The sequence below is a fragment of the Flagellimonas crocea genome (assembly GCF_033441595.1).
Taxonomy (GTDB): Bacteria; Bacteroidota; Bacteroidia; order Flavobacteriales; family Flavobacteriaceae; genus Flagellimonas; species Flagellimonas crocea.
Genome location: NZ_JAUZVX010000001.1, coordinates 685,163 through 706,888, shown reverse-complemented (window position 1 = coordinate 706,888; position 21,726 = coordinate 685,163). Strand labels below are relative to the sequence as shown.

At 43.2% G+C, this 21,726-nt stretch carries 23 protein-coding genes; 17 read left to right on the top strand and 6 right to left on the bottom strand.

Features of this window, described 5'->3' with window-relative positions; genetic code table 11:
- Positions 1-2 precede the first annotated feature (2 nt).
- Together SD449_RS03245 and SD449_RS03240 are read right to left on the bottom strand one after the other, a co-directional pair.
- The gene (locus tag SD449_RS03245; RefSeq protein ID WP_318308703.1) at positions 3-470 is read right to left on the bottom strand and encodes a DUF6428 family protein; all 468 of its coding nucleotides are present in this window, start codon (positions 468-470) and stop codon (positions 3-5) included.
- A gap of 48 nt (positions 471-518) precedes the next feature.
- Positions 519-848, bottom strand: coding sequence for an ArsR/SmtB family transcription factor (locus tag SD449_RS03240; protein ID WP_318308702.1), 330 nt, complete (start codon positions 846-848; stop codon positions 519-521).
- A 178-nt stretch (positions 849-1,026) separates the two neighbouring features.
- On the opposite strand from SD449_RS03240, the gene SD449_RS03235 reads away from it, so the two are divergent.
- The 10 genes from SD449_RS03235 to SD449_RS03190 all read left to right on the top strand — a co-directional run bounded on the left by SD449_RS03235 (position 1,027) and on the right by SD449_RS03190 (position 9,503).
- Complete coding sequence (locus SD449_RS03235) at positions 1,027-2,157, top strand: cysteine desulfurase family protein (RefSeq protein ID WP_318308701.1); 1,131 nt, start codon at positions 1,027-1,029, stop codon at positions 2,155-2,157.
- A complete protein-coding gene (locus tag SD449_RS03230) occupies positions 2,154-3,308 on the top strand; it encodes an XdhC family protein (RefSeq protein WP_318308699.1) in 1,155 nt (384 codons plus the stop codon). Before SD449_RS03235 ends, SD449_RS03230 begins: the two co-directional genes overlap by 4 nt.
- Positions 3,305-3,910 carry a nucleotidyltransferase family protein gene (locus tag SD449_RS03225; protein WP_318308698.1) on the top strand — a complete coding sequence of 202 codons (606 nt, stop codon included), beginning with the start codon at positions 3,305-3,307 and terminating at the stop codon, positions 3,908-3,910. The genes SD449_RS03230 and SD449_RS03225 overlap by 4 nt, the downstream gene beginning before the upstream one ends.
- Positions 3,911-3,997: 87 nt before the next feature.
- Positions 3,998-4,234 (top strand): MoaD/ThiS family protein, encoded by a 237-nt coding sequence (locus SD449_RS03220; protein ID WP_207033342.1) that lies wholly within the window; start codon positions 3,998-4,000, stop codon positions 4,232-4,234.
- Positions 4,231-5,244 carry a HesA/MoeB/ThiF family protein gene (locus tag SD449_RS03215; RefSeq protein WP_318308696.1) on the top strand — a complete coding sequence of 338 codons (1,014 nt, stop codon included), beginning with the start codon at positions 4,231-4,233 and terminating at the stop codon, positions 5,242-5,244. The genes SD449_RS03220 and SD449_RS03215 overlap by 4 nt, the downstream gene beginning before the upstream one ends.
- Positions 5,237-5,680 (top strand): molybdenum cofactor biosynthesis protein MoaE, encoded by a 444-nt coding sequence (locus tag SD449_RS03210; RefSeq protein ID WP_318308695.1) that lies wholly within the window; start codon positions 5,237-5,239, stop codon positions 5,678-5,680. The genes SD449_RS03215 and SD449_RS03210 overlap by 8 nt, the downstream gene beginning before the upstream one ends.
- Before the next feature lie 16 nt (positions 5,681-5,696).
- The gene (moaCB, locus tag SD449_RS03205; protein WP_318308694.1) at positions 5,697-6,593 is read left to right on the top strand and encodes a bifunctional molybdenum cofactor biosynthesis protein MoaC/MoaB; all 897 of its coding nucleotides are present in this window, start codon (positions 5,697-5,699) and stop codon (positions 6,591-6,593) included.
- Positions 6,586-7,578, top strand: coding sequence for a GTP 3',8-cyclase MoaA (gene moaA, locus SD449_RS03200; protein ID WP_318308693.1), 993 nt, complete (start codon positions 6,586-6,588; stop codon positions 7,576-7,578). Before moaCB ends, moaA begins: the two co-directional genes overlap by 8 nt.
- A complete protein-coding gene (locus tag SD449_RS03195; protein WP_318308692.1) occupies positions 7,578-8,744 on the top strand; it encodes a molybdopterin molybdotransferase MoeA in 1,167 nt (388 codons plus the stop codon). Before moaA ends, SD449_RS03195 begins: the two co-directional genes overlap by 1 nt.
- A 3-nt stretch (positions 8,745-8,747) precedes the next feature.
- Positions 8,748-9,503, top strand: a complete 756-nt coding sequence (locus tag SD449_RS03190; RefSeq protein WP_318308691.1) for a sulfite exporter TauE/SafE family protein — start codon at positions 8,748-8,750, stop codon at positions 9,501-9,503.
- Here the strand turns inward: SD449_RS03190 and SD449_RS03185 are convergent.
- Positions 9,500-9,847 carry a winged helix-turn-helix domain-containing protein gene (locus SD449_RS03185; protein ID WP_318308690.1) on the bottom strand — a complete coding sequence of 116 codons (348 nt, stop codon included), beginning with the start codon at positions 9,845-9,847 and terminating at the stop codon, positions 9,500-9,502. The two genes, SD449_RS03190 and SD449_RS03185, sit on opposite strands and share 4 nt — an antisense overlap.
- A 48-nt stretch (positions 9,848-9,895) precedes the next feature.
- On the bottom strand, positions 9,896-13,297 hold the full coding sequence (locus tag SD449_RS03180; RefSeq protein WP_318308689.1) for a HEAT repeat domain-containing protein: 3,402 nt from the start codon (positions 13,295-13,297) through the stop codon (positions 9,896-9,898).
- An 826-nt stretch (positions 13,298-14,123) separates the two neighbouring features.
- Between SD449_RS03180 and SD449_RS03175 the strand changes: the two genes are divergently transcribed.
- The 7 genes from SD449_RS03175 (at position 14,124) to SD449_RS03145 (ending at position 20,137) form a co-directional block, all read left to right on the top strand.
- Positions 14,124-14,420, top strand: coding sequence for a helix-turn-helix domain-containing protein (locus tag SD449_RS03175; RefSeq protein WP_318308688.1), 297 nt, complete (start codon positions 14,124-14,126; stop codon positions 14,418-14,420).
- Entirely contained in the window at positions 14,407-15,615 is a 1,209-nt protein-coding gene (locus SD449_RS03170; RefSeq protein WP_318308687.1) for a VapE domain-containing protein, read from the top strand. The genes SD449_RS03175 and SD449_RS03170 overlap by 14 nt, the downstream gene beginning before the upstream one ends.
- A gap of 208 nt (positions 15,616-15,823) precedes the next feature.
- A complete protein-coding gene (locus SD449_RS03165) occupies positions 15,824-16,726 on the top strand; it encodes a CHC2 zinc finger domain-containing protein (protein ID WP_318308686.1) in 903 nt (300 codons plus the stop codon).
- Positions 16,727-16,738: 12 nt separating this feature from the next.
- On the top strand, positions 16,739-17,068 hold the full coding sequence (mbpA, locus tag SD449_RS03160; protein ID WP_318308685.1) for a mobilization protein MbpA: 330 nt from the start codon (positions 16,739-16,741) through the stop codon (positions 17,066-17,068).
- 5 nt (positions 17,069-17,073) lie between these two features.
- Entirely contained in the window at positions 17,074-17,934 is an 861-nt protein-coding gene (locus SD449_RS03155) for a relaxase/mobilization nuclease domain-containing protein (RefSeq protein WP_318308684.1), read from the top strand.
- Between the two features lie 10 nt (positions 17,935-17,944).
- Positions 17,945-18,400 (top strand): DUF6730 family protein, encoded by a 456-nt coding sequence (locus SD449_RS03150; RefSeq protein WP_318308683.1) that lies wholly within the window; start codon positions 17,945-17,947, stop codon positions 18,398-18,400.
- 399 nt (positions 18,401-18,799) lie between these two features.
- Positions 18,800-20,137: a Fic family protein gene (locus SD449_RS03145; RefSeq protein WP_318308681.1), complete on the top strand. Its 1,338-nt coding sequence runs from the start codon at positions 18,800-18,802 to the stop codon at positions 20,135-20,137.
- Positions 20,138-20,249: 112 nt separating this feature from the next.
- Here SD449_RS03145 and SD449_RS03140 read toward each other — a convergent pair whose 3' ends face one another.
- Both SD449_RS03140 and SD449_RS03135 read right to left on the bottom strand, forming a co-directional pair.
- On the bottom strand, positions 20,250-20,471 hold the full coding sequence (locus SD449_RS03140) for a hypothetical protein (RefSeq protein WP_318308680.1): 222 nt from the start codon (positions 20,469-20,471) through the stop codon (positions 20,250-20,252).
- A gap of 12 nt (positions 20,472-20,483) precedes the next feature.
- Entirely contained in the window at positions 20,484-21,713 is a 1,230-nt protein-coding gene (locus SD449_RS03135; protein ID WP_318308679.1) for a site-specific integrase, read from the bottom strand.
- Positions 21,714-21,726: the final 13 nt, after the last annotated feature.

Sequence of the window (21,726 nt, the reverse complement as noted above, 5' to 3'; positions counted from 1 at the left end):
GGTTAACAACAGCCGCTACCAGGCGTGCAAGATGCTGAGCTTTGCAGTTCGGACAATTTTACTTTTGGTTTTTCCGCAGGGACCCCACATTTATCTTTGGCCAAACAATCCGTTTGCTTGGTGGTGAGCAAAAAGTTGGTGCCATCAAAATCGAGGGCAAATTTTTCAATGGTCTGTCCCTGATACTCCACTTCAACCTCCAAATTACCGATATCCAATGTTTTTTGGGACAGTTCAATAATGTGCACCAATTTTTCGGGATGAAGTCTGTGGTCGTAATCATTGGCGTTCCAAAGCTGAAAGTTGACCACTTCCTCATGGCGAACGGTACCGCCACAATCAATAAAGTGCTTGGTGATTTTACCCACTTCGGTCACATGAAAATGATTGGGGACCAACTCCCCGTTGGGCAATTGAAACGCAATGGTGTCCAATTGGGCCAATGCTGATTTAACTTCGTCTAACTTCATAACTATTCCTATTTATTGCAATATTGCGATTAATGTGTTCAAATTTTTTTAGCAGCAATCTTTTTGATTGAGGTCTTGGTCCAAAAACTCGGACATAACGGTCTTCATTTTCTTCCAGTTGTCAGCATCAATACAATAGCAAACACTGGTACCTTCAACATTTCCCTTAATCAGACCCAAATGTTTTAATTCCTTTAAGTGCTGGGAAATGGTGGGTTGAGCCAAACCGATTTCATCCACCAAATCACCACAAACACAGGCATTCAATTTGTACAAATACTGTAAAATGGCAACGCGTGCAGGGTGGCCCAGAACCTTCGCATACTTTGCAATCTGGTTTTGCTTATCGGTAAATATTTCTGTTTTGGTAAGACCCATCAGTTTAATTTATTCATTGCAATATTACGATTAATAGTGTAGCCATCAAAAATTTTATTCGATTTTATTTCTTAAATGGTTTGAAAAACATAGTTGAATACTGATTCATTCTTATTAAATTGCGTTATGCACACGCAAACATAACGATTCCATTTTGTCGCCAACTAGAAAAATATACTTGGATTATAATGCAGCCACACCTGTGGACCCAAGGGTGGTGGAGGCGATGCTGCCATATTTCACCGAAAATTTTGGCAATGCCAGCAGTGATCATTCTTTTGGGTGGTATGCCGAGGACGCTGTGGAAACGGCGCGAGAACAGGTGGCAAAGCTTGTGAGTTGTAGATCAACGGAACTCACTTTCACTTCGGGTGCTACGGAAGCCGCTAATTTGGCGTTGTTTGGATTTTGCAAAAAGAACAGGGGCAGGGGAAACCATATCATTTCTTGCAAAACGGAGCACAAAGCGGTTCTCGATACATTGGAAGCGTTGGAGTCAGATGGTTTTGAAGTCACCTATTTGGATGTGGATGTGCAAGGAAACATTGATTTGAATGCATTGGAAGCAGCCATAAATCCGTCCACGATTTTGGTCTGCTTGATGCTGGCCAACAACGAGACAGGTCTTATTCATCCGATAAAAAGCATAACGGAAACAGCGCATGCCAAAAATGTTCCCGTGATGTCGGACATTACACAGGCAGCGGGGAAAATTCCAATGGATTTACAGGATTTGGGAATCGAAATAGCGATTTTCTCCTCACACAAACTATATGGACCCAAAGGTGTTGGTGCACTTTACTTAAATAAAAGCAATAATATTTCCATCGATAAACATCTTTTCGGTGGCAGCCACGAAAAAGGAGTTCGACCAGGTACTTTGAATGTTCCTGGTATTGTAGGTTTTGGCAAAGCTTGTGAAATAGCAAAGCAAAGCTTGAAAGAGAATTACCAAAGATTTAAAAATCTTCAAAGCCAATTGGAGGAGGAGTTGTTGACCATAGACGGAGCAACCATAAATTGCCAAGATGAAGAGCGGTTGCCCAATACCACAAATGTATCTTTCAATGGGGTGGATGGCACCAAGCTGCTTCGTCGTTTGAACACCTTGGCCGTTTCTCGAGGTTCTGCCTGTACCGCCAATCAAGTGAATCCGTCCCACGTGTTAAAAGCGATGGGAGTTGAGGATGATGTTGCCTTGGCAAGTCTTCGGATTAGTACAGGGCGAGACACGTCTACGGAAGACATTGAAAAAGCCGTTTCTGAGATAAAAAAAGCCATCAACCAACTAAAAACCACTGTGGTATGAGGGAGTTGGATGTCATTATAAAAAAATATCAGGAACTAAAGTCACAGAATGTACGCTGTATTTTGGCCACTGTGGTTCATGTTGAAGGATCATCTTACCGCAGAGCGGGCGCACGAATGTTGGTTGATGAGTATGGCAATATCACGGGAGCCATAAGCGGAGGTTGCTTGGAGGGCGATGCCCTTAAAAAGGCACTTTTTGCGTTGGATAGACAAGAAAATAAACTGGTCACTTACGATACGAGTGATGAGGAAGATGCGGTAATCGGAGCGCAGTTGGGTTGCAACGGAATCATTCAGGTGTTGTTTGAGCCCATAAATTATACCGAAGGGAACAACCCCTGTGAACTTTTAAAAACCATAACCGAACAAGAAGTTCCAATGGCCATTTCCGTTGTTTTTGATTTGGATAAAGCTCAGCATCAACAAGGAACTGTTTTGGTTACGGATGAAAACGAATCGGTTTTAGGGCAGCAGATTTCGAAAGATTTGCAACAAGCCTTGCTTTTTAAAAGCAAAGAGGTCATTAACGAAAATGCTTCCTATTTTGCAGAGGTCACAACGGAAGAGAAAACACATTTTGCATTCATCCAAATACATCAACCCCCAGTAAAATTGGTTTTGGTAGGGGCAGGGAACGATGCCCAGATTTTGGCACAACAAGCCGATTTACTGGGTTGGAAAGTAACGGTCACTGACGGACGTCCCACGCACGCCAACAAAGAACGTTTTGTGGGGGTATGCCAAGTAGTTGTGACCAAACCAGAAGAAACGCTAAAAAACATCAACATAGACAATCGAACTTGTTTCGTGTTGATGAGCCACAATTATAATTACGACTTATCGGTGCTCAAATTGTTGCTAGGAAATCCAGAGACACCTTACATAGGCATCTTGGGACCATTGAAAAAATATGAGCGTATGCTCAACGAGTTGGCGGATGAAAGCCTTGAAGTCTCCAAAGAGGATTTGGCAAAGATTCATGCACCTGTAGGATTGGAAATAGGCGCGGAGACCCCCGCTGAAATCGGATTGTCCATTTTGGCGGAAATCCAAAGTGTGCTCACCAACAAAGGAGCACGACCTTTAAAGCAGAAAACCGAGCCGATTCACGATACAAAACAGAATCAATTTCAAAAAATAACCCTTTGAGTGCAGAAGAAAACATAGCGGTGGTTGTATTGGCAGCAGGTGGTTCCACTCGTTTGGGGCGACCAAAGCAGTTGGTGGAATTCAAAGGGAAAACCCTTTTGGACCATGCATTGGAGAAAGTGGATTTGCTAGGTTTCCAGACCAAAATTTTGGTATTGGGCGCAAAGCGGGAAGAAATTATGGATAAAATTGATGCCAATAGTTTTAAAGTGGCCATTAACACCCAATGGGAGCAAGGAATGGCATCCAGCATCAAGGTTGGACTGGAAGCTGCAATGGCAGAGGAAGAAGGATTGGACCATGTATTGTTTCTGGTATCCGACCAACCCTTTTTGGAACGAGCCAACTTGATAAAACTAGTGCATACGCAACTGACGCAACATCCCAATGCGACCTATTCCCAATATGGGGAAAACGTTGGAGTGCCAGCGATTTTTGGTAAGGAAGCATTTCCTTTGTTGTTGCAATTGGAAGCTGACGAAGGGGCCAAGAAATTAACTCGCTTGGAAGATTTTAAGTATTGTACGGAAACCTTTAAAAAAGGAGGTTTTGATGTGGATACCGAAGAAGACGTACGGCAACTAAAGCAAATGGAAAAATGAAATGCCCATTAATCAAAGCCGATGTGCCAAACGATATGTTTAGGGGCATTCCATCTGACCGCTCAAAAGCAAATAAAAAAAGAACAGATGAAAGTGACCATTAAATATTTTGGTTTGGTAGCAGAAGCTGCCGATAAGTACGAAGAGGTTTTGGAGTTGAATGGAGCGCTTATCGCTTCGGAACTAAAAGCGCAATGCTTGAACGGTTTGTCCATTGCGGACAAAGATTCCGTGCAGATAGCTGTAAACCAAAATCTGGATGATACAACAACCATAAAAGATGGGGATGAAGTGGCCTTGTTGCCACCGTTCGCAGGAGGATGAGCAGATACGACAGACAAATAAAACTCACGGAAGTTGGCCTAGAAGGTCAGGAGAAGCTACACAATGCCAAAGTGTTGATTGTTGGTGTTGGTGGATTGGGCTGTCCTGCCGCGATGTATTTGGCGGGTGCTGGAGTTGGCAAGATGGGGTTGATGGACCACGATAAAGTTGATATGTCAAACCTGCATAGACAAGTCCTGTTTCAAGAATCGGATGTAGGAAAGTCAAAAGCTGTTGTCGCAAAGGAACGTTTGGAAAAACAGAACAGTGAGGTCCAGTTTGAAGTGTACGAAGAGCCGTTGACCGTTGAAAATGCTAAAAGCATCATCCAACAATACGATGTGGTCTTGGATGGTACCGATAATTTTGAAACGAAGTATCTCATCAACGATGCTTGCCTATTGGCTGATAAGCCTTGGGTTTTTGCCTCCATTTACAAAAATGAAGGACAATTGTCGGTCTTCAATTACAAGAATGGGCCTACGTATCGCTGTGTATTTCCAAAAAGTACGCGACAGAACATCAGTTGTGAGGCCACAGGGGTATTGGGCGTGTTGCCTGGTATTTTGGGAACGCTTCAGGCAGCCGAGGTTCTTAAAATCATCCTTGGGGTGGGCGCGGTGCTATCAGGCAAGTTAAAGTTGATCAACATGATGCAGGCCAGCGAGCAGACCATCAACATAAACAAGCGTCCCGAAGAAGTGGAAAAAATTCGCAAGAGCGGGATAGCGCCCGTTTATATTGATTGCGATTTGAAAAATAAGGAACAATGGTATCTCGATGTACGCGAAGTGTTCGAACAGCCGAAACCAAAAGGCAAAAAAGTACTGAGCATTCCTTTGGACGATTTGACATCACGCTACCAAGAGATACCGAACAATCAGGAGGTCTTTGTATTCTGCCAGTCTGGAAAACGAAGCAAGAACGCCATAGAAATCCTTAAAAATGAATTTGGCTTTCACAATTTGAAAAACGTGGAAGGCGGTATAGAAACAATTATTGATGGATAAGAAGAAACCAAAAAAAGTATTTGTACAAGGAGCGATTCCCCCCGAAAAAATAGCCAGCTCGGTGGCCAACCACCAAAGCAAGACGAATATTGGCGCACATAGTATTTTTTTGGGACAGATCAGGGCCGACGAAGTGGAAGGCAAAACCGTGACCGCTATCGATTACACAGCTTATGAAGAAATGGCCGAGAAAGTGTTCCACGAAATTCGCGAAGCCGCTTTTGCCAAGTTCGATATTACCTGTGCCCATATTTATCACAGTTTAGGCAAAGTGAAGGTAGGAGAGCTGTGCCTGTTCGTGTTCACATCATCAGCACACCGAAAAATTGCGATTGAGGCGACCAACTTTTTTGTAGAGGAAATCAAGGCGAAAGTGCCAGTATTTGGCAAAGAGATTTTTGAGGACGAAACCCATCAATGGAAAGTAAACAAGTAAACAAGTAAACAAGTAAATGGTAGACATTACACATAAAGTAACCACCTTGCGGGAAGCCACCGCGGAAGCTATCGTAAAAACGAGCAGTCAGGCTACGATTGATGCCATTCAAAACAACGAAGTTCCCAAAGGGAATGTGTTTGAAATGGCCAAGGCGGCTGGTTTGTTGGGCGTCAAAAAAACGCCAGACCTGTTGCCTGATTGTCATCCGCTACCCATTGAGTATACGGGTATCGATTATGAAATTGATGGTTTGGACATTACCATCTCAATGACGGTAAAGACCATTTACAAAACAGGGGTAGAGGTTGAGGCGATGCACGGAGCCAGCGTTGTAGCCCTCACGATGTACGATATGCTGAAACCGATTGACAAAAACGTGGAAATCGGCACCATTCGCCTTAAATCGAAAAAGGGAGGAAAATCCTCTTTCAAAATAAATTCAGAAGGGCTGACTGCGGATGTTGTTGTTTGTTCCGATACCATTTCCAAAGGAAAAGGAGAGGATAGGGCAGGAGAGGCTATCATTGAGAAATTGAAGGCTTTGGGCGTGACATCCCAAAAAAGCATTATTCCCGATGAAGCAGGGGAAATCATCAAAAAAGTGGAGAACACTTCCGCAGACTTGCTGATTTTTACGGGAGGTACGGGCGTGGGGCCACGAGATGTCACCCCACAGACTTTGGAACCCCTGCTGGACATCAAACTAAAAGGAGTAGAAGAACAAATGCGAAGCTACGGGCAAAATCGAATGCCGTTGGCGATGTTCTCGCGTTCCATCGCGGGAATCAAGGAAGGTAAACTGATATTGGCGCTACCAGGCTCCACCAAAGGAGCGGCGGAATCCATGGACGCGATTTTCCCGCACGTGCTGCACGCATTTAAAGTGATAGAAGGAAAAAGACATGATTGAAAAAAAACCACAAATACTGGACAATTTCGGTAGGCCACATACCTATCTTCGAATTTCTTTAACGGACCGATGCAACCTTCGGTGCTTTTACTGTATGCCCGAAGAAGGCATTGAGTTGATGGAAAAGCCCAGCATCATGACCTTGGAGGAAATCATTGAAATGACAAGAACATTTCGTGATTTGGGTGTAAATACGGTACGGTTGACGGGCGGCGAACCTTTGGTTCGAAAAAACTTTGGCTTTTTGGTCGAAGAGCTCGCCAAACTGGATGTTACCCTAAAATTGACCACCAACGGAATCATATTGGACAAATATTTGGACCTGTTCGATAAAATCGGTCTGCGCAAAATCAATTTTAGTCTGGATACCTTGGACAAGGCCAAATCCATTTTCATCACCAAGCGTGATTATTACGAGCGCATTATGCGCAACTTGAATATGGCCTTGGATATGGATATGGACATCAAGCTCAATATTGTGCTGATCAAGGGTGTGAACGACAAGGAAATCAACGATTTTATCGCATTGACCAAGGATAAAAAAATAACACCCAAGTTCATAGAATTTATGCCATTCAAGGGCAATAAATGGGACTGGAGCAAAGGGGTGTCCAAAGAAGAAATCTTAAAGACCGTAGGCGACAAGTTCGGTGATATCGAGACCCTTGACAATCCAAAGCACAGTACCTCCACCAATTTTAGGGTGAAGGGACACAAAGGCAGTTTTGGCATTGTGAGCACCATTACCAATCCGTTTTGCGATGAATGCAACCGTATTCGTTTAACGGCTGATGGCAAAATGAAAAATTGTCTGTTCGCGAATTCAGAAACGGATTTGTTGACGCCATTTCGCAATGGGGAAAAGATTGAAAACACCATTTTGGAGGCCATTAAATCCAAAAAATATTCTCGTGACGGGATGGACGTGAAAATGGACGCCGAACATTACGAGCAAAACCGTTCAATGATTTCAATAGGAGGCTGATGGTTACGATTGAAGAAGCGCTTCGCATTATTGAAGACCAAACAATTAGATTAAAAATGGAATTGAAGCCTCTTGAAGATGCGCTTGGTTATGCACTTTCAAAAAATACGACAGCTCCTTTTGATGTGCCCGAGTTCGATAATTCCGCAATGGATGGTTATGCACTTTGCGGACTGTATCAGGAATACCGATTGGTAGGGGAGGTGGCTGCGGGCGATTCCAAAGATATTTCGTTGCAAGATGGCGAAGCGGTTCGGATTTTTACGGGTGCCAAGGTGCCCCAAAACTCTACTGCTGTGATGATGCAGGAGAAAACCTCCGTAAAAGACAGCACGCTGTTCCTTGATGAGATGCCCAAGCCTGGACAGAACATCCGAAAAAAGGGAGGACAGTTGACCGAAGGGCAAGCCGTATTTGAAAAAGGACACGTTTTGAACCCACCATCACTGGCTTTGATGGGCAGTTTGGGATTATCGCAATTGGAAGTCTTTTCCAAGCCACAAGTCAATATCATCACCACGGGAAATGAACTCGTAAAACCGGGAGAACCCAAAACCGAAGGACAGATATACGAGTCCAACAGCTACGCGATTTCTGGGGCACTTCAGCAATTTGGATTTCAGCATCATCAAAAAGCGCAGATAAAAGATGATTTTGAGGCCACGAAAGCAGGCATTAAATCTGCATTGGAGTCTTGCGATGTGTTGATTTTATCTGGAGGAATATCGGTCGGCGATTACGATTTTGTAAAACAATCCCTCGAAGAAAACGGGGTTAATGAATTGTTTTACAAGGTGTTTCAAAAACCAGGAAAACCGCTTTATTTTGGAAGAAAGCAAAATCAGTTTGTGTTTGCACTACCTGGGAACCCTGCATCTTCATTGACCTGTTTTTATGTCTATGTGCTACCGTTATTGCAGAAATTATCGGGACATGGACAATTTGGTTTGCCTACCTATCAATTTCCTATAAAGCATTCGTATGAAAACCGTTTTGGACGTCCCTCTTTTTTGAAAGCAGCTGTTGTTGATGGAAAAGTGGATGTTTTGGATGGGCAAGGTTCTTCCATGATCCAATCCATGGCAAAGGGTAATGCCCTGGCTTTTGTGGGGGAAGGGGAAACATTGAACAAAGGCGATTTGATCAAGTGTAAACTAATTTCATAGTTGATGACGGTTGAATACTTGCCCATTGTCTTTTTTCTGATTGCGCTGTTTTATAGCTCGGTCGGATTTGGGGGCGGGTCGAGTTATTTGGCCATTTTAAGCCTTTTCCTGACCGATTTTTATGAAATCCGTTCCACAGCGCTTATCTTGAATATTTGCGTGGTTACCATCGGAACCATTGTTTTTATCCGTAACCGCGTGTTCGATATCAAGTTGTCTTGGCCGTTTTTGGTGATGAGCATTCCGTTTGCGTATCTCGGTGCTCAAATACGCTTGTCCCAAACCGTGTTCTTCTTAGTTTTGGGAGGTGCCTTGATAATGGCGGGAGTTTTTATGCTGCTTCGCTTTGCCAGGAAAAAACTGGACTCGAGAAAATTTTCCAATCCAAAAAAATCATTGCTTGGTGGTGGTATTGGTTTGCTTTCGGGAATTTCGGGAATTGGCGGGGGTATCTTTCTGTCTCCCGTTTTGAATCTTTTAAAGTGGGAAAACCCAAGGGTAGTGGCCTCCTTGGCTTCAGTTTTTATCTTGGTCAACTCCATTTCTGGTTTAATTGGCCTTAATGTTGCAGGCACCTTCAAACTAAACAATGAATTGATGCTTCAACTTATTGTTGCCGTAGTAATAGGAGGGAGTATCGGTTCTTATCTATCCAACAAAAAGTTCAACCTTAAGTTTTTGGGTGTGCTCACCAGTATTTTGGTCCTTTACGTGGGATTCCGACTGATTTTGTTGCACGGTTTTGGGATAAAGATTTAGATCAACCCCAACATTTCATTCGTATGTTGCTCAACGGTTTCATTGATTTTATCGGTCATTTTCTGGAAGGCTGAAAGCACCTTCTTTCCTGTCTCCGTTAATTCGGCACCGCCACCTTTGGTGCCTCCTTTATGCAGTTCCACATAAGGTCGATTTCCTCTTTGGTTCATATCTTCCACCATGGACCAGGCTTTGCGGTAGGACATGCCCATTTCTTTAGCGGCTTTGGAAAGGGAACCATTTTTATCGATCATCATCAACAGTTCGGCACGCCCGGGACCAAAGAATTTTCTCCCATCAATATCTATCCAGCAACGAATGCGCAGTTCTTTTCCGTTCTCCATAAAAATTAATAATGTAGGGTTTTCAAAGGAATGATGATTTTTGTTTAGCTATTCATTTTTGAGTCCACTCAAATATTCGATAAGATCACGCAGCTCCCTTTTGCTTATCATTTTGCCCATGGCAGGCATTCCCGAAGGTAAATTGCGCCTGGACTGGATACGTGAGTGTGCTACTTCGAGCGGTTCGGCGTCCGAAGTACGTAGGATGAGACCTTCTTCATTTTCTTCTTCCAAAAGTCCTGTGACTTCCTGTCCATTGGTCAGGGTCAAAACCACGCTTCCGTATCCGGGAGCTATCCGTTTGGATGGCTCGATCAAAGCTTCCAAGATCTGCTCACGGGTCAATTTGTTGCCGATATTGTCCATGGGAGGCCCTACTTGACCACCAGAGCCTTTAATGGAATGGCAACGCACGCATTGGGCGGTAGGGTTGTTCGTGAAAACACTTTGTCCGGCCCACCAGCTGCCACCATACAAGGTTTCTGTGTACGCATTGGTACCGTAACCCTGGTTGCTCAAAGCAGCTAGTTGATCTTTTACCATTTCTGAATTATTGTTGGACGCTGCTTCCATCAAATCCAGCATTACAGCTTCATAGATTTTTCCTCGTGAAGCTTTTTGGAGCAAATCGGAAAGCACGACCTCACTTTTTTCAATGGGCATTTCTGCCAGTACTTCCAAAAGAGCCTGTTGTTCACCAACTCCGCCTTTACTGAATATGGGATTTACCACGGAGGGCAGTTCTTCTTTTGTTAATGAAAGTTCGCCAATCAAACCTACTGCGGTTCGTCTTACCTGATCGTTTTCATCCCCCATACCTGTGCGCATTGCCTGTGCCAACCGTTCGTAACCAGTATTGCCCAACGCATTTAAAGCTTCTGCGCGTGCATCGGGTGATGGATGGGTACGTAAAAGTTGCACCAATCGGTCTTCATGACCTTTTAATTGTAGGGCGGACAATAGTTTTAAAGCTCCGACCAAGACTTCTGGATTATCGTCCTGTAAGAATTCGGAGATATTTCCTCCTACTTTATCTTTGATGGGTTCCTGAGGTCTTTCTTTCGCTCCCAAATGATATCCGTCCACACGGTCCATTACTGAGGGCGATGTCCAAGTACTCAATGCTGCCAAAGCCTCTCCCCGTAATTCGGAAGGAGCATTTGCATTTTTGGCGTATGCGATCAAATTATCGAGTTGCTTTTCTCCGCCTACACGAAGAGATGCATTGATGACGCGTCGCATCAATGGTTCGGAAGTAAATTTTGGGTTTTCCAACAGTGCCGCCAAATCGCCAAGGGCTTCTTGGATTCCCTTATCATCGTTGATGGCCCTGGCAGCTTCGGTAACAATGTATTCATCTTTATCGTTCAAGAAGACAGCTACTTCTGGGCGTTTCATGCGCCGTAATGATAAGACTGCAGCAATTTTCAGGGAGCGATTGTCACTTTTGGCCAACGCAGCCAAAGGTTGGTGTTTTTCGATTCTGGATAGGGCCAAAACAGCTGAATGACGCAGATAGACGTCTTCATCTGCATTTTTTGCCAACATATCCAATAGCGGTTTCACGGCATTTTCCGCTTTGATTCTTCCCAATGCTTGTGCAGCATAAAACTGTACCCTTGCGTGTTCGGAACCGAGCAGGGCCACCATTTTGTCAATTCCTTGGGGATGACGTACATCACCCAATACTTTTAAACTTTGTGCGATAATTTCTGGATCTTCATCATTTAAAAGCTCTACCAAAATATCCGCTTTATCCATATCGTTGGCCGCTTGTTGACCAATGCCCCAAATAGCGTGGATTCGGGCCAACCTACGTTCATCTTCTTGAGCGACCTTTTTTAATCTGCGATGCCCCCAGAAAGTGCTTTTGGCCAATTGAAATTGTGCCTTTTGACGAATGCGCATATCGGGATAGCCCAATAACTCCACAAGCTCGTCATTGTCCAATTCCGAAAAATCGGCAGTCATCCATTTTTGGGTCTCTTTACGTTGTTGGGCCAAATCATTTTCCGAGTCGGTAACATCCAACTTCCAAACCCGGCCCGAGTTCTTGGTTCCCCATCCATTGATCCAATCTGCCACATAAAGGGCGCCATCGGGGCCAAATTTAATGGCCGTTGGCAAAATGCCGCTCAACATGTCCACTTCGGATTTAAGTTCGAAAGATGCCCCTTTCGGCTCTAGGTCGAACGACCAAATGTGGGAAAGGGAAGGATCTCCGACGAATTCGACCAAAAAGAATTTGTCGGCCCAATCGGAACCTAGGGCCGTTCCGGGATTGAATTGCATCCCCGTAGGACCATTGTGATAATTCATTATTGGAGGAATGATGTGGGCTGCTTGCCCTTCCCAACGGGGCAGATATAGTTTTTCATCCATCCAGACCTTGTACCCGTTATTTTTTGGGTCGGTGTATTTTCCGTATTGCCAGTTGGAGCGCCATCCGGCATCCGAACCTTCTACAATGTGGACCAAGCGCTCACTTTCGCCGCGATGGTCGCCATCATTATCAGAGGAAATGATATTCCCATATTTATCAAATACAAACTCATGGGTATTTCTAAGTCCATGGGCAAAAACTTCAAAATCGGAACCGTCAGGATTACTGCGCACGATTACCCCTTGGTTGGGGTAAGGGTATTGATTCCCCTGATTGTCGGTAATATTGGCTCCAATGTCCCCGATTCCCCAATAAAGTTTGCCATCGGGGCCCATTATGGCACCGGACATACCGTGACCGCCAAAACCAATATGGACGCCAAAACCTTTGGCCAAAGCTGTTTTGGTATCGAATACTTCGTCGCCGTTTGTATCTTCCATACGCCACATGTTTGGGGCAACTCCGACAAAAAGATGTTCTCCGTCCACTGCAAGCGCATTGGCCACATCGGTTTCTTCGGAATGAAAGTCATGGACCACCCGGATGGCTTTTTCTGCCATGCCATCTCCGTTGACATCTTCCAATCGCCAAACTTCTTCTTCTTCGACCGCCAAATCTCTCCAATCATGACTTCCATCATCGTTCAGGTCGGGCAGCCATAGGTTTTCCTCACTTTTTTCAGGGGCGAACGTTTCATGTAAAAATGCTTTTCTTTCCGCAACGGATTCAAAACTATTGGAGGCGGTCATCCAATGGCGATAACCTCGAATATCGAATTCCGAATTTTTTTGACGGTTGGTCCGGGTAAAATAGATGCGGCCCTTTTCATCGATATCCATAGCGATAGGGTCTGGCGCCAGCGTATCCGGCGCCCAGAGACTGAGTTGCAGGCCTTCTGCCAAGTGAACCGCCGCCATATTGCTGGATTCTTTTCTTTTTTGATCGTTATAGATGGAATCCACCAGTATGGTTAGTGGAACTTCGGTGGGTTTTGGGGATTTTTTTTGACAGGATATCGATACAAGTAGTCCGAGAATACCAATGACACCTAGCGGTTTTATGCGCATCACTTTAAAGTTTGATTTAGTTAAGACAGAAAAGGTATAAAATTAAGGGTAATCCTTCGGTATGGATTTGATTGAATTTGTAAAAGTGATTTATGTGAAGAGATATTGACATCAAAAGCAAATGCCAACTAGGTTGTTTTAATGGTATCGGTGAAATGCCAAAGTCATAAAAACAAAAAACCGCGAGAGTAAACTCTGCGGTTTTTTTATTTCAAGCGTTGAGCTTGGTTGCGGAGGAAGAGGGTCTTCTTCAAATAAAAAAACCTAGTGTTTTCAGGGGTTCTGAAAGGTTAAAATTTACAGTGACACCGAAAGGGGCACCTTTTTAACAATACTTTAACTGTTATATGCTTTTAGAATACCAGATGGTTACAATAGGATTTAAAATGAATTAAAGAGCTTCAAAAGGACAAAATTTCAAATTGAGTAATGCCAGGTAACGCAATCAAAATTTTAAATAGACCATCTATTTAACTACGAAATTATAATCCTTCAATAGTATGTCCAGAACCCAAAAATAGGCTAAATCCTGATTTTTAATTTTGCTGCAACTAATTTTCGATTGTTAATAACTCGAATCCTCACAATATTCCATAAAATCCATTAGCCTCAAATGGAGCCATTTGAAAACATATAAAATTTAGTCAAATTTAATTTGATAGTATTTGGATAAAATTAGTCAACTATCTGTTTGTCAAATTTTTGTGAATAACTATTTATAGTATTGGTTAACATTTGTTCCCTTTTGTCTCTACTTTTATTCCAAGAATTCTGCAATAGAAAACAAAAGCGCTTTTGTTCATTTTTTAATCTTAAAAAGAAGCAAATGAACAATTTATTGATACTTGAACGACTGGATCGTTTGGAACGGCTAATGATAGCCAACAAAGAGGTGCTCACCTTTGAGGAGACCTGTGACTATACCGGAATTTCTAGGAGCTATCTGTACAAGCTGACCGCTGCGGGAAATATCCCGCATTCCAAGCCCAATGGAAAAATGATATTCTTTGAAAGGAAGAAGCTCAACGATTGGCTTCTTCAAAATAGTCGGGTGTCCCAAGATGAAATCAATGAGAAGCATAACGGCCCTCATTCTAAAATCGAAGGTAATGGTTTCGGCTAAGGATGATAATACCCTGTACTTTGTCAAGGATTCAAAGAAGAAAACGGTGTATGACTACACCATGGAATATTTAGGGACCAAGTATGATATCATGTACAATGAAATTTCCCACGATTTCCAGATAGCCCTTAAAGGTTCCAGGGATTGGCATTACCTGAACCTGAACTCCCTTATTATAGAGCTCGCTAAAGCGGGGGTGGATATCCCGACCGGAAAACTGGAGATACTCATCCGTTCGGAGTGGATACCGAAATGTAATCCCATTAAGGAATATTTCACCAACCTTCCCAGGTGGGACGGTAAGGACTATATCCTGGATTTGGCCTCCTATGTGCCGACCTATGAGAAAGAAGCCTTCCACTACCATTTCAAGAAATGGTTGGTACGTGCTGTCAAATGTGCCCTGGAACCGAACTACTTCAACAAGCAGGCCTTTGTGCTTTCCCATCCGGGACAGAACTCTGGGAAGTCCACATGGTGTCGTTTTCTATGTCCACCCGAATTGGCAGAATACATGGCCGAGGACATCAGTAACGACAAGGATGCACGGATACAGCTGTGTCGGAATTTTTTATATAATCTGGACGAGCTGGCCGTGCTGTCCAAAAAGGATGTGAATGCCCTAAAGTCATTTTTTTCCAAGACCTTTATAAATGAACGCCTGCCATATGATAGAAAGAATACAACCTTATCGAGAATATGTTCGTTCGTAGGGTCCACCAATATGTCATCCTTTTTAAATGATGAGACCGGATCGGTCCGTTGGCTCTGCTTTGAGCTCAAGGGAAAAATCGATTTTTCGTATTCCAAAGAAATCGATATCAACAAGGTATGGTCTCAGGCCTACCATTTGGGCTACTTGGACCCAAACTTCGATTCCGAACTCTCCATTGGGGATATCCAAGAGAACGAAGAAAGAAATAAGAAGTACACCAAATTAACCTCCGAGCAGGAAGTGGTTGCTAAGTATTACGAAAAATCCACTGAAATGGATGACTTCAGGACAGCATCGGATGTGATGGTTGAAACCGGTTGTCTAAATCTTAGATTGAACCATATCAATATCGGACGGGCATTGGCGGGTTTCGGTTTTCAAAAAGTGAAACACTCCAAACGCCAGGTATACGGCTACTTGGCCCGACCACTCTTTGGGGAGAGCCCATGGGAAATGGAATTTGCAAAGAAAGAAGAATAATACCTACCTAGTTACCTAGAGCAGGATGAAGCCAATGGTCGTAGTGCTAAATCTTAGGTAGGATATAAACTCCCCATCTAACCAAGGGTTACCTTACCTACCTTTTGGGGTAAGGCAGATAAGGTGAAAAAACATCTGACCTAGCTTGAAAACCCTAGTCATCATTGGGTTAGGTAAGAAGGTAGGAGAAATAACAAAACTTGAGACAATGAAAGAAAAAAGAATGGACTGCGAAAAAGCCCGCAACATTGACATCGTTTCCACGCTGGCCAAGTTGGGGCACTTTCCAGTCCGGAAAACGGAAAAAGAAGCTTGGTTCCTCAGCCCGTTCCGGAGCGAGACCCAAGCCTCTTTCAAGGTATCATTAAAGAAAAACTATTGGATAGACTTCGGGACCTTCGAAGGGGGCAGTACCATAGACCTGATCATGAAAATGGAGAACTTTTCCGTAAAGGAGGCGTTGGAACGACTGTCTGGGAACATGGACCATTTTTCTTTTCACCGGCAACCCATTCCCAATGAAAAGGAAGAAGGTGAAAGCCAAATTGAAATCATCGAGGTAAAGGAAATTGAACACCGGGCCCTGCAAACCTATCTAAGCTCTAGAAAGATATTGACCAAGACCGCAAGAAAACTTTGCAAGGAAATCCATTATCTAATAGGGGAGCGGACATACTTTGGCATAGGACTCCAAAACAGGTCGGGAGGCTGGGAACTGCGGAACAGATATTGGAAAGGCTCCACCTCACCAAAGGATGTTTCGATGATGGGGAACAGATCAAAGAAATTGGCCATTACCGAAGGCATGTTCGATATGCTCACCCTAATGGAACTGATGCCGGATATCGACAACAGCCACGACCTTTTGGTATTGAACTCCACGGCCTTTGTAAAAAGGATGATCACAGAAATAGGGGAGTATGAAAATGTGGAGCTGTTTCTTGACAGGGACAAAGCGGGAATGGGGATGACGGAACTTTTATTGGAAAAGTGCCCGAACAGTAGGGATATGTCCTCTCTCTATGGGAGTTTCAAGGATATCAACGAATGGAAGGTAAAAAGCGCGAAGGATGAAGTTCGGCAACGAATTCAAGATGTGTCATTGTCATGACAAATCTTGCTTTTGCTCCCGAAGGTCGCAAAAGATGATGTGAAAATGAAGAAAGAGTTCGTCCAGTTCCGCTGCTCGGTCTACGAGAAGAAACTGCTGAAGGTCAAGGCCCGGAAGAGCGGTCTTTCCCTCAGTGAATACTGCCGCCGTGCCGCCTTCGATGACCGTATCGTGGAGCGGATGACGGAGGAACAGATAGAGGCCTATAAGCTTTTGGTGAAATATCAACGGAACTTCAAACTGATCACCAATATGTTCCGCAAGCGGAACCCCAGATTGGCCGAGGAAACGGCCCAGCTGGCCAATGAGATACGACAACACCTTTTAAACTTCAAGAAATGATAGGAATGGGAAAATCCATATCGCACACATCGGCCTCCATGAGCTACGGGATGAACCAAGAAAAAGGTTCCGAAATCATTCACAGCCAATATCTTGCCGGGGAGACCCCAAGGGAGATCACCGAGGAGTTCAAGGTCATCCAAGAACAGAACGAACTGTGCCGGAAGAACACGCTCAGCTTTGTACTGAGCCCCACCATCGAGGACGGCAGAAAATTGGAAAGGGAACAGCTCAAGGAAATGACCGAAAGGTTCCTTAAGGAAATGAACCTCAAGCAGCACCAGGCCGTTGCCTTCGTCCATAGGGACAAAGAACATGTGCACGTCCATCTGTATGCCAACCGGATAAACTTTCAGGGCAAGGCCTATAACGACAGCTTTATCGGAAAGCGGAGCCAGCAAGTGGCGGAGCGGGTGGCCAAAGAAATGGACATGACCACGGTAAAGGAAGTGCAGCAGGAAAAGCTGTACCAGATGCAACATGTCCGATCTGAAATACAGAAGATCCATGAAAAGGTCATGGCCAGGGACCGGCCAAGGGACTTTGACCAGTACATCAAGTCGATGGAGCGGAACAATGTAAAGGTCATCCCGAGCATCAATAGGCAGAACAAGCTACAGGGTTTCCGTTTTGAGCATAAGGGAACCAACATAAAGGGAAGCGAAGTGCACCGGTCCATGTCCATGGGCAGAATCGCCCGTCAAATGAATTTTGAAAGGAACATGGCACAACGAATGGCCAAGGACAAGAGCATGCAACTTTTGGGCAAGACCGTGAATGTCCCAACGAGTTTGACCCAGACCATCATAAAGAAAACCATCAAAATGGCCATAAAAGTGGTCAGGGACACAGGAATAGGAATATAAACAAAACATCATGGCAAAACTGGATGAAATAGCGGAACTGTTGACCGAGGAGATCAACGGCTTTGAGAAGAGTATAGACCGTTTGGAAAAGGTGCATGAGAATTTGCAAAACCTTCCATTAAAGGCAGATACCAGCGAATTAAATGCTCTTCTAAAAGAGTATGGCAACAACCAAAAAAACAACATTGAGGAACAACAAAGACTGATGGAAAGGGTTCTTCATAAAGTAGAGCGGTCCGTTCTCTTGCCCAGTTGGGCCATAAAACTTACTTGGGGGTTGTTGATCACGGTCCTGTTGGTCCTTGGATTTTCAATCTATCAGGTGTCAAGGATGTCCAAGAAAGAAGAGGCTGCATATATAAAAGGTCAGGATGATGCCATTGAACACTACAGGACATTCTTTGCGGATAGCCCAGGGGCAAAGGAACTCTACCAAGAATGGCTGGAGGTAGAAGGCAAAAAGTAGGACAGCGCCCTATCCTATTTTTGTTATACGCTTTTCTTTCCGAACTGCTACAAAAATAGGATAGGATCCGAGCGCTGAAGTTGGGGTAAGGGATTTGGGGACAAGTGGTCTCCCCATAAACCTTAGCCCCCCTTAATAACTACTTTAATCAGACTTAGAATTGAAATCCAATTTTGTGAATACCTCAGGGGGATGTCTGTTGTTTGGTAATAAATAATCCTCGGAGCAAGCCCACGAGGTATTCAACGGAACAATATGTTATCATTTTTTAAAAAACCATCCGTTTTTCAAACATTTCCTTTACTACACCCGAGGCAGAGCCTTGGGGAATTCTATTGATTAAAACATATACCCTAGTAGGTGTATATAAAAGATTATTTTTACATCAAATCACTGATAATGTCTGAAACAAACAGAATAGAATACAAAGAAAAATTAACCAGAGACCTGGATTTGGAAAAGGAAGTGATTGCTTTCCTCAATTATTTGGAAGGCGGGTTAATTTACTTAGGCATTGATAAGCAAGGGAAAGTACTTGGTGTAGATGATATTGACAGTGATATGCTTAAAATCAAAGACCGTATCAAAAACAATATTGCTCCTTCGGCCATGGGTTTATTTGATGTAGTGGCTGAAGAACGTGACGGTAAAGACATTATCAAGATTATTGTTGCCGGTGGAAGTGAAAAGCCCTATTTCAAAAAGAAATACGGCATGACCGAAAAAGGCTGTTTTATTCGTGTAGGCACAGCGGCCGAACCCATGCCGCAAGCTATGATTGATAAACTTTTCGCCAGCCGTACCCGTAATTCAATAGGAAAAATAAAATCGCATCGTCAGGATTTAAGTTTTGAGCAGCTACATATCTATTATCAGGAGAATGGTAAACCTCTTAACAAACAGTTTAAAAAGAATCTAGAACTACTTACCGAAGACGGTTTCCTTAACTATGCAGCCTACCTTTTAGCAGATGTGAACAATGTATCTATTAAAGTTGCTAAATATAAAGGCCTAGATCGGGTAGACCTTCTTGAAAATAATGAATATGGATATTGCTCGCTCATTAAGGCCACAAAAAGTGTACTGGATAAAATTGCAGTAGAAAATACAACTTTTGCGACCATTACATCAAAAGAACGTATTGAGCGAAAGTTATGGAATCCTGTAGCCTTGCGTGAAGCTATATATAATGCCATAGTACATAACGACTACACCCGAGAAGTACCACCTAAGTTTGAAATATTTGACGACAGGATTGAAATAACATCTGCCGGTTCCTTACCGGACGGACTTAGCAAAGAAGATTTTTTTGAAGGCGTTTCTATGCCGAGGAATAAGGAGCTAATGCGTATATACAGGGATTTGGATTTGGTAGAGCAACTGGGCTCTGGCGTTCCACGGATTTTAAAGAGTTACGGAAAGGAATGTTTCCGGTTTATGGATAACTTTACCAGAATGACTTTTCCTTCTTCTGAAAAAATCACCGAACAAGTTACCGAACAAGTTACCGAACAAGTTACCGAACAAGTTTCAAAATTACTTTCTGTAATGGGTAGGGATGAAACTACAACGGCAGAATTAATGACAAAGTTAGACATGAGGCATCGTCCAACATTTTTATATAATTATTTACAGCCGGCACTTGATGCAAAATTGATTGAAATGACAATCCCGGATAAACCGAAAAGCAGTAAGCAACGATATAGGTTAACGGAAAAGGGAAAACAGATTAAGTGACTTTAATGGTGATTTTATTAATTTCTATTTGAATATGACCTATCAGTCAAAAAATGAACAAGATATTACCGGCTTAAAAAACCGCACTAATTTTTTGTTTCCCATTTGTACTTCATACCTTGTTAACCCCTGTGAAATAAGGAAATTTACATAATGCATCAGGGGTTTTTCCGGAAACCCCTTTGTTAAGCCCAGATTTTAGGATTTTCCAATCTTTTCCGGCTTCTGGATCAGCTATGTGGTCGGCCAAACGCTGATCGGGCAATTTTCGGTGCTCTAACGAAATTTCTGGATTCTCTTCTTCCTGATATGTTTCTACAAGGGCCAATATCAAGGGGCAAAAGGTTTATGCGTTTTTTGACTTGATCTTTTCTTGAAAGCTCAATTTCTTTTTTAACAATTGCATATCTTCACTGACCTTTCGGTTCAATATTTTTGCATAATGTTGCGTGGTTCGGAGTGATTTGTGCCCCAGCATCTTGCTTACAGACTCAATGGAGACGCCATTGGAAAGTGTCACGGTGGTCGCAAAAGTATGTCTGGCCAAATGAGTGGTCAGGTGTTTATTGATTCCGCTTAGATCCGCTATTTCCTTTAAATAAGCATTCATTTTTTGATTGGTCAATACAGGTAGCACCTTTTTATCTACAAGTAAGGGGCTATGCTCGTATTTTTCAAGAATCAACAAGGCAGTGGGTAGGACAGGAATATTGCTTTTTGTCTTTGTCTTGGTCCGTTTTGTATTGATCCATAAATCTCCGTCAATCCCTATCACAAAATCGTCATGTGTCAATTTTTTCACATCCGCATAGGCCAATCCGGTAAAGCAACAGAAAACAAAACAATCCCTTACATGCTCTAACCGTTCATTTGTAAGAGGATGATCCATTAGTCGTTGAAGCTCTTCATCAGTCAGGAATTCTCGTTCTACAGTTTTTAATCGGGCTTTCCAATTGGCAAAGGGGTCTGTTTTGATCCAGCCATTTGCATAAGCGATTCTTATGATTTTTTTAAAGTTCACCACATATTTGATTGCCGTGTTATGGCTGCACTTTCTTTTTGTCTTTAGATAATATTCAAAACCTGAAATAAATGAATGATCTACATCTACGACAGGAATATCTTTCTTTCGAAGTTCGATCTGTAAATATTCGGCCAGATGACTTTTTGCTGTTCTGTATCGTTCTGCTGTACCGGGGGCGAAATCTTTTCCTACCAGTTCATTAACTCTGTCATTGTGTTCTTGAAATATCTCCAAAAGCATTTTACTGGGCTTGTCCAATCCCAAATAAGACTCCTTAAGTGACACCGCGGTAATGGTTTGATCTCGATCTCTAACTATCTGCGCATGTCGGTAAAGGTCGGTGCGTATTTTGCTTAAATACGAATTCAATAGCCTTATTTCCTGCGAAAAACCTACTGCTTTGCCATACGCCGCGTCCCATATACTGGGGTGTATCTTGCGTCCAGTACTGAATTCCGAACGCTTGCCATCAATTGTAATTCTGACATAAATAGTTGACCGGCCAACACGATCTTTTTTATATTTCCTGAGATAGAATAGAAGAGAAACCATAAGTGGCACCTAA